A 7,935-nucleotide genomic window follows, 5' to 3' on the forward strand; every position below is an offset into this window, starting at 1 on the left:
GCTGTCCACCACGCACCGGTCATGATCAGCACTGCTTGAGTGATCGTCCCGACACTGCTACCGTGCGCCGGGTCGGTCGAAGCGCCATGCGGAAGCCGCCGATCGGATGAATCAGACTCCCCGCCAGGGATGGTTTTCAATGGGTTCCCGCAGTTCCAATCTGCGCCGGAAAGTCGTGGCTCTGCTGGCCTCACTCGTTGCGCTGTGGGCGTTCGCCGCGTGGGTGACCCTCCGGGAAGGTGTCAGTCTCCTCTGGGTGCAGGTGCTCGACGCGCAGGTCGCCCAGCCGGGTGAGCCGCTGGTGCTGGAGTTGCAGGCCGAACGCCGGGCGTCCGCGGCGTACCTGGGCGGCTCCGGCGCGGCCGAGCGCGAACAGCTCGACGCGCAGTGGCAGCGGACCGAGAAGGTCGCCGACGACTTCCGCGAGTCCGTGAGCAGCTGGCGGGTGGACCTGGCGGCCGACGAGAGCCAGCGGCAGATCGACACGGTCGTCGCCGGGCTGGACCGGCTCGACGGCGTACGCGAGTCCATCCGCGACCGTCAGGTGGACCGGGCCGCCGCCACCCGCGCGTACACCGAGCTGATCGACTCGGTGCTGCGTATGTACGGGTCGCTGGGCAACCTGGACGACGAGCGGTTCACGCAGGAGACCGCGGCGCTGATCGAGCTCGTCCGGATCCGCGAACTCATGTCCCAGGAGGACGCCCTCATCACCGGCGCCCTGGCCGCCGGCCGGATGACGCCCGAGGAGACCGCCGCCTTCGCCCGCGCCACGGGCGCCCAGCGCTACCTGGACAGCCAGGTCCGCACCGACCTTTCGAGCGCCGACCGGACCCGCTACGAGGCACTGCTCGCCGGCGAGGCGTTCACCGCCTTCCGGGCCCTGGAGGACCGCGTCGTCGTACAGGGCCGGGCGGGCGGCGCGCCACCGGTCTCGGCGGCCGAGTGGCGCGCGGCGGCCGACGTGGTCGTCGAGGAGCAGCAGCGCTTCATCATCGAGGCCGGTGACGCCCTCGTGGAACGGGCCGCGCCGATCGCCGTCGGTGTCGTCCTGCGGCTGGTGCTGGCCGCCGGTCTGGGCCTGCTCGCCGTCATCGCCTCGATCGTCGTGTCGATCACCACCGCCCGGGCCCTCGTGCAGCAGTTGGAACGGCTGCGCGAGGCCGCCTTCCGGCTCGCCAACGAACGGCTGCCCGGTGTGGTCGAGCGGCTCGGCCACGGCGAGGAGGTCGACGTCGCCAAGGAGGCGCCGCCGCTGGAGTTCGGCGACGACGAGATCGGCCAGGTGGGCAAGGCGTTCAACGCCGTGCAGGAGACCGCGATCCGCACCGCCGTCGAGCAGGCCGAGCTGCGCCGCAACGTACGCGAGGTGTTCCTGAGCCTGGCCCGGCGCACCCAGGCGCTGGTGCACCGCCAGCTCACCCTGCTCGACGCGATGGAGCGCCGCGAGCACGACGCCGAGGAACTGGAGGACCTGTTCCGGGTCGACCACCTGGCCACCCGGATGCGGCGCAACGCGGAGAATCTGATCGTGCTCTCCGGCTCGACCCCCGGCCGCGCCTGGCGGCGCAACGTGCCGATGGTCGACGTCGTCCGGGGCGCGGTCGCCGAGGTCGAGGACTACACCCGGGTCAACGTGCTGCCGCTGGGTGCGGTGTCGCTCACCGGCCGGGCGGTCGGCGACGTCATCCACCTGCTCGCCGAGCTGATCGAGAACGGGCTGTCGTTCTCCCCGCCGCACACCACCGTCGAGGTGCGCGGGCAGATGGTGTCCAACGGTTTCGCCATCGAGATCGAGGACCGCGGCCTGGGCATGAGCGAGGAGGACCTGGCAGCCGCGAACCACCGGATCGTCGACCAGTCCGAGCTGAACCTGGCCAACGCCTCCCGCCTCGGGCTCTACGTGGTCAGCCGGCTGACCGAGCGGCACGGTGTGCGGGTGCAGCTCAAGGAGTCCGCTTACGGCGGCACCACGGCCGTCGTGCTGATCCCGGCCGAGCTGGTGACCGCCGGGGACGAGGACCCGAGCACCTCCGGCGGGTTCCCCACCGGCCTGCCCGCCGCCACCGGCCCGGTCTCCGGCACGCCCGAGCAGGCGCCGCCTGCCGCCGAGCCGCCGCTGGCCGCGGCGCCGGTGGCGCTGGCCGAGCCGCCGTTCGCGCCCCGCGCCCGGCAGTCCCCGGAGGCCGACGACACCACCGCGATGGAGGCCGACGGGGATGCCCTGCCGACCCGGTCGCGCGGCCGGAGCCTGCCGGCTGCCGCCCCGGCCCTCGACGCGCGGCTGCCCGTGCGGCCCAGGGGCGGATCCGAGCAGTACGCCCTGGACGGCCCGACCTTCCCGACCGGCCTGCCGGTGACCGCCGCCCGGCCCACGCCGGCGGGGACGACCGAGGCGACCGGGACACCGGGCGCACCGGAGCCCGGCACCGGGTCCACCGCTGCCGGCGGCCCGGCGCCGACGGCCCGCCAGGTGACGGCGCGTACCGACTCGGGGCTGCCCGTGCGGGTCCGGCAGGCCAGCATCGTCCCGGAGCTTCGCGACGATCCGGCGACCGCCGGGGACGACGACACCGACGACGAGGTGCGCCCGCCGGAGCAGGTGCGCCGGATGATGAGCTCCTACCAGACCGGCACCCGGCGTGGCCGTACGGACGCCGCCCGGCTGTTGGGTGGAGCGGGCGACAGCCGAACCGAGGCCGGCGAGGAACCCGACGCCGGCGACGACCTGCAAGCGACCTGATCGGCGCCGCCACGGTGCGGGGAATCCCGTGGCGTGGCGGGCCGCCGAGACGATCACGGCGACAAGTGCCGGGGGAGAAGAGGACGACGAGTGGCGCAGAAGACGGCTTCGAGTGCCGACCTGACGTGGTTGCTGGATGATCTGGTCGGCCGGGTGAAGCAGGCCGACCACGCGGTTGCGCTCTCGACGGACGGCCTGCTGATGGCCGCCTCGCGAGGGCTCGGCCGGGACGACGCCGAGCACCTGGCGGCCATGGCGGCCGGCATCCAGAGCCTGGCCCGAGGTGCGGGCAAGCGTTTCGGTGGCGGGCAGGTGCAGCAGACCATCATCGAGATGCAGTCGTCGTTCCTGTTCGTCACAGCGGCCGGGCGCAACGCCTGCCTCGCCGTCCTCGCGAGCGAGGACGCCGACGTCGGCCTGATCGCCTACGAGATGGCGATGCTGGTCACCCGCGTCGGCAAGTACGTGGCGTCGCCGACGCGGACCGGCGAGCAGCAGACCGGCGAGAAGTAGCCGCGATGACGGTGCAGGGGGAGTCCTCGGAGCACCAGTGGGTCGACGACCATGCCGGCCCGGTCGTGCGCCCGTACGCGGTGACGCGTGGCCGGGCACGGCCGGTCACCGGCACGTTCGACCTGATTTCCCTGGTGACAGCGACCCGCGGGGACGTGACCCCGGAGGTCGGGCTGGGCCCGGAGCACCTGGCGATCGTCGGGCTCTGCCAGCGGATCCAGTCCGTCGCCGAGATCGCCGCCCACCTGGACCTGCCGGTGGGCACAATCCGGGTCCTTCTCGGTGACCTGGCGGCCCGCAGCCTGGTACAGGTACGCGAGCCGCACACCACGGCCGGCCTTCCCGACAACAGCATTTTCGAGGCGGTAATCAATGGACTACGGGCACTCTGAGCGGCCGGCGGGAGCGACGCCACTGCCCACCGCGATCAAGATCCTCGTCGCGGGTGGCTTCGGCGTGGGCAAGACCACCATGGTCGGCGCGGTCAGCGAGACCCGCCCGTTGCGTACGGAGGAGGTGTTGACCGAGTCCGGCGTCGGTATCGACGACCTCTCCGGGGTGGAGAGCAAGACGACCACCACGGTGGCGATGGACTTCGGCCGCATCACCATCAGCGACGACCTGGTGCTCTATCTCTTCGGCACCCCGGGCCAGGACCGGTTCTGGTTCGTCTGGGACGAGCTGGCGCTCGGCGCGCTCGGGGCGGTGGTGCTGGCCGACACCCGCCGGCTGGCCGACTGCTTCCCCTCCATCGACTACTTCGAGGGGCGGGGCACGCCGTTCGTCGTGGCGGTCAACTGCTTCGAGGGGGCCCGCAAGTACCGGCTCGACGAGGTCCAGGCGGCGCTCAACCTCGACCCGGGGGTGCCGGTGCTGCTCTGCGACGCCCGGCAGCGGGAGTCGAGCAAGGAGGTGCTCATCACGCTGATGGAGCACGCCATGAAGACCCGCGAGGCCCGCCGCCGCGCGGCGGCCTCCGAGTAACCGGACGCCGTAGCTCCTCGCTGCGGCTTCCCCCGGCGCGCCCACGAGCTGCGTGGTGCGTCAGAGCGATGAAACGGGCCCCCTGCCGACGCCGGCAGGGGGCCCGTTCGCCTCGGTGCGTCAGCTGGCGATCATGCGACGCAGCACGTACTGCAGGATGCCGCCGTGGCGGTAGTAGTCCGCCTCACCCGGGGTGTCGATCCGCACCACCGCGTCGAACTCGACGCCGCTGTCGGTGCTGACCTTGACCGTACGCGGGGTCTCGCCGTCGTTGAGCGCGGTGACGCCGGTGATGGAGAACGTCTCCGTGCCGGTGAGGCCGAGCGACTCGGCGGTCTCGCCGGCCGGGAACTGCAGCGGGAGCACGCCCATGCCGATCAGGTTCGAGCGGTGGATCCGCTCGTACGACTCGGCGATGACCGCCCGGACGCCGAGCAGCATGGTGCCCTTGGCCGCCCAGTCGCGCGACGAGCCGGAGCCGTACTCCTTGCCGGCCAGGACGACCAGCGGGACGCCCGCCTCCTGGTAGGCCACGGAGGCGTCGTAGATCGAGGTCTGCTCGCCGGTCAGGTGGTTGACCGTGAAGCCGCCCTCGACTCCGGGGACCAGCTGGTTGCGCAGCCGGATGTTGGCGAAGGTGCCCCGGATCATCACCTCGTGGTTGCCCCGGCGCGAGCCGTACGAGTTGAACTCGTGGCGCGGCACGCCGTGCTCGGCGAGGTACGTGCCGGCCGGCGAGTCGGCCTTGATGGAGCCGGCCGGCGAGATGTGGTCGGTGGTCACCGAGTCGCCCAGCTTGGCCAGCACCCGCGCGCCGGTGATGTCGACGACCGCCTTCGGCTCCCGCTGCATCCCCTCGAAGTACGGGGGCTTGCGGACGTAGGTGGACTCGTCCGCCCAGGCGAACGTGTCGCCGGTCGGCGTGGGCAGCGACTGCCAGCGCTCGTCACCGGCGAAGACGTCCTCGTACGCGGAGCTGAAGCCGGTGGCGCCGATCGCCGAGGCGATGACGTCCTGGATCTCGGCGCTGTTGGGCCAGATGTCCCGCAGGAACACCGGGTTGCCCTCGCTGTCCTCACCGATCGGCTCGTTGGCCAGGTCGATGTCCATCGTGCCGGCCAGCGCGTACGCGACCACCAGCGGCGGGGAGGCCAGGTAGTTCATCTTGACGTCCGGGTTGATCCGGCCCTCGAAGTTCCGGTTGCCGGAGAGCACGGAGACGACGGCCAGGTCGGCCTCGTTGACCGCGGCCGAGACCTCCTCCGGCAGCGGGCCGGAGTTGCCGATGCAGGTGGTGCAGCCGTAGCCGACCAGGTGGAAGCCGAGCTTCTCCAGGTAGGGCGTGAGGCCGGCCCGCTCGTAGTAGTCCATGACGACCTTGGAACCCGGGGCCAGGGTGGTCTTCACCCACGGCTTGCGGGTCAGGCCCTTGTCGACGGCGTTGCGGGCCAGCAGGGCCGCGCCGATCATCACCTGCGGGTTGGACGTGTTGGTGCAGGACGTGATCGCGGCGATCACCACGGCGCCGTGGTCCAGCTCGTACTCGACGCCGTCGGCGCCGGTGACCCGGATCGGGTTGCTGGCCCGGCCGCCGGCGCCGAGCGCGCCGTTGACCAGCTCACGCGGGGCGTCGGCGGGGTCGTTGACGCCGTCGACGGCCGGCGAGTCGCTGGCCGGGAAGGACTCGGCGCTGGCCTCGTCGGCGCGGCCCTGCACACCGAACGGCGTGCTCTGCTGCGGGACGCCCGGCTTGCGGCCGGCATCGCCGCCGGTCTCGTCGGCGGCCACGTAGTCGGTGAGCGCCGAGCGGAACAGCGTCTTGGCGTTGCCCAGCGGGACCCGGTCCTGCGGGCGCTTCGGGCCGGCCAGGGACGGCTCGATGGTGCTCAGGTCGAGCTCCAGGCGCTCCGAGTACTCCGGCTCGGCGTCCGGGTCGTGCCAGAGGCCCTGCTCCTTGGCGTACGCCTCGACGAGCGCGACCTGCGCCGCGTCGCGACCGGTCAGCTCCAGGTAGCGGACGGTCTCGGCGTCGATCGGGAAGATCGCGACGGTCGAACCGTACTCGGGGGACATGTTGCCGATGGTGGCCCGGTTGGCCAGCGGCACGGCGCCCACGCCGGGACCGTAGAACTCGACGAACTTGCCGACCACCCCGTGCTTGCGCAGCATCTCGGTGATGGTGAGCACCAGGTCGGTGGCGGTGGTGCCGGCCGGCATCTCGCCGGAGAGCTTGAAGCCCACCACGCGCGGGATCAGCATGCTGACCGGCTGGCCGAGCATCGCGGCCTCGGCCTCGATGCCGCCGACGCCCCAGCCCAGCACGCCCAGGCCGTTGACCATCGTGGTGTGCGAGTCGGTGCCGACCACCGTGTCCGGGTACGCCTGGCCGTTGCGCTCCATGATCGTACGGGCCAGGTACTCGATGTTGACCTGGTGCACGATGCCGGTGCCCGGCGGGACGACCTTGAACTCGTTGAACGCGGTCTGGCCCCAGCGCAGGAACTGGTAGCGCTCCTTGTTGCGCTCGTACTCCAGCTCGACGTTGCGCTCGAAGGCGTCCTCCCGGCCGAACAGGTCGGCGATGACGGAGTGGTCGATCACCAGCTCGGCGGGGGCCAGCGGGTTCACCTTGGTGGCGTCGCCGCCCAGGTCGCGGACGGCCTCGCGCATGGTGGCCAGGTCGACCACGCAGGGTACGCCGGTGAAGTCCTGCATGAGCACCCGCGCCGGGGTGAACTGGATCTCCACGCTCGGGTCGGCGCCGGAATCCCAGGCGCCGAGCTGCCGGATGTGGTCGGCGGTGATGTTCGCGCCGTCCTCCGTCCGGAGCAGGTTCTCCAGGAGGATCTTCAGGCTGTAGGGGAGCCGTTCGTGGCCCTCCACCTTGCTGATCTTGAAAATCTCGTAGCTCGCGTCTCCGACGCGTAGCTGGGTCTTCGCACCGAAGGTGTCGAGGCTCGCCACGTCGTACTCCTTCACACCAGCGACCGTGAGTAGTCCTGAGCAGTCTGTCGCACCGGTCGGGGTGCCGCCGTGGTTAGGGGACACTTACCGCCGATTCTCGTCGTCAACAAAACCGTACGTCCGTCTTGCTAACTCCGCAACCTCGTGCCATCGTTCGGGACGAGGAGGTGCCACCATGATCCATCACGTCCAGCTCGCCTGCCCACGCGGCTCCGAGGATGCGTCGCGGGCCTTCTACGTGGGGGTGCTCGGGATGACCGAGAAGCCCAAGCCACCCGCCCTCGCCGCCCGTGGTGGCTGCTGGTTCACGGCGTACGGCGCGGAGCTGCACCTGGGCGTGGAGGACGACTTCAGCCCCGCCCGCAAGGCCCACCCGGGCCTGCTCTGGCCGGACCTGGACGCGCTCGCCGCCCGGCTGGCCGCCGCCGGCTATCCGGTCACCTGGGGCGACGACGAGCTGCCCGGCATGCGCCGCTTCCACAGCCAGGACGCGCACGGCAACCGGCTGGAGTTCCTCGCCCCGGTCGACTGATCCCCTCCGCCGTCGGGGTGGATGGCGCCGAAACGGCCCGCACGGCGCATGCCGAAAGGGCCGGTCCCCGTGGTCGGGGGCCGGCCCTTTCGTTCGTTCGTGGTGTGGGTCAGGAGGTGTAGCCGCGGGTGGCGATCCAGTCGGCGAGGTTGTCGATGTTCATGCGGTAGGAGGCCTGGTTGGGGTTGGCGGAGTCGGC

General features: G+C 71.6%; 6 protein-coding genes and 1 pseudogene. 5 read left to right on the forward strand and 2 right to left on the reverse strand.

Annotated elements, in window-relative coordinates; genetic code table 11:
- The first annotated feature begins 139 nt into the window (after positions 1-139).
- The 4 genes from ACGFIR_RS24140 (at position 140) to ACGFIR_RS24155 (ending at position 4,240) form a co-directional block, all read left to right on the forward strand.
- Positions 140-2,743, forward strand: a complete 2,604-nt coding sequence (locus tag ACGFIR_RS24140) for a nitrate- and nitrite sensing domain-containing protein (RefSeq protein ID WP_393147263.1) — start codon at positions 140-142, stop codon at positions 2,741-2,743.
- A gap of 90 nt (positions 2,744-2,833) precedes the next feature.
- Positions 2,834-3,256, forward strand: a complete 423-nt coding sequence (locus tag ACGFIR_RS24145; RefSeq protein WP_393002548.1) for a roadblock/LC7 domain-containing protein — start codon at positions 2,834-2,836, stop codon at positions 3,254-3,256.
- A 5-nt stretch (positions 3,257-3,261) separates the two neighbouring features.
- Complete coding sequence (locus ACGFIR_RS24150; RefSeq protein WP_393002550.1) at positions 3,262-3,648, forward strand: DUF742 domain-containing protein; 387 nt, start codon at positions 3,262-3,264, stop codon at positions 3,646-3,648.
- On the forward strand, positions 3,629-4,240 hold the full coding sequence (locus ACGFIR_RS24155; protein ID WP_393002552.1) for an ATP/GTP-binding protein: 612 nt from the start codon (positions 3,629-3,631) through the stop codon (positions 4,238-4,240). Before ACGFIR_RS24150 ends, ACGFIR_RS24155 begins: the two co-directional genes overlap by 20 nt.
- 120 nt (positions 4,241-4,360) lie before the next feature.
- Here ACGFIR_RS24155 and ACGFIR_RS24160 read toward each other — a convergent pair whose 3' ends face one another.
- A complete protein-coding gene (locus ACGFIR_RS24160) occupies positions 4,361-7,219 on the reverse strand; it encodes an aconitate hydratase (RefSeq protein WP_393147265.1) in 2,859 nt (952 codons plus the stop codon).
- A gap of 160 nt (positions 7,220-7,379) precedes the next feature.
- Between ACGFIR_RS24160 and ACGFIR_RS24165 the strand changes: the two genes are divergently transcribed.
- Positions 7,380-7,736: a VOC family protein gene (locus ACGFIR_RS24165; protein WP_393002556.1), complete on the forward strand. Its 357-nt coding sequence runs from the start codon at positions 7,380-7,382 to the stop codon at positions 7,734-7,736.
- Positions 7,737-7,845: 109 nt separating this feature from the next.
- Here ACGFIR_RS24165 and ACGFIR_RS24170 read toward each other — a convergent pair.
- Positions 7,846-7,935: pseudogene (locus ACGFIR_RS24170) on the reverse strand (phytochelatin synthase); the annotation flags it as partial.

This window comes from Micromonospora sp. NPDC049051 (genome assembly GCF_043197575.1).
Taxonomy (GTDB): Bacteria; Actinomycetota; Actinomycetes; order Mycobacteriales; family Micromonosporaceae; genus Micromonospora.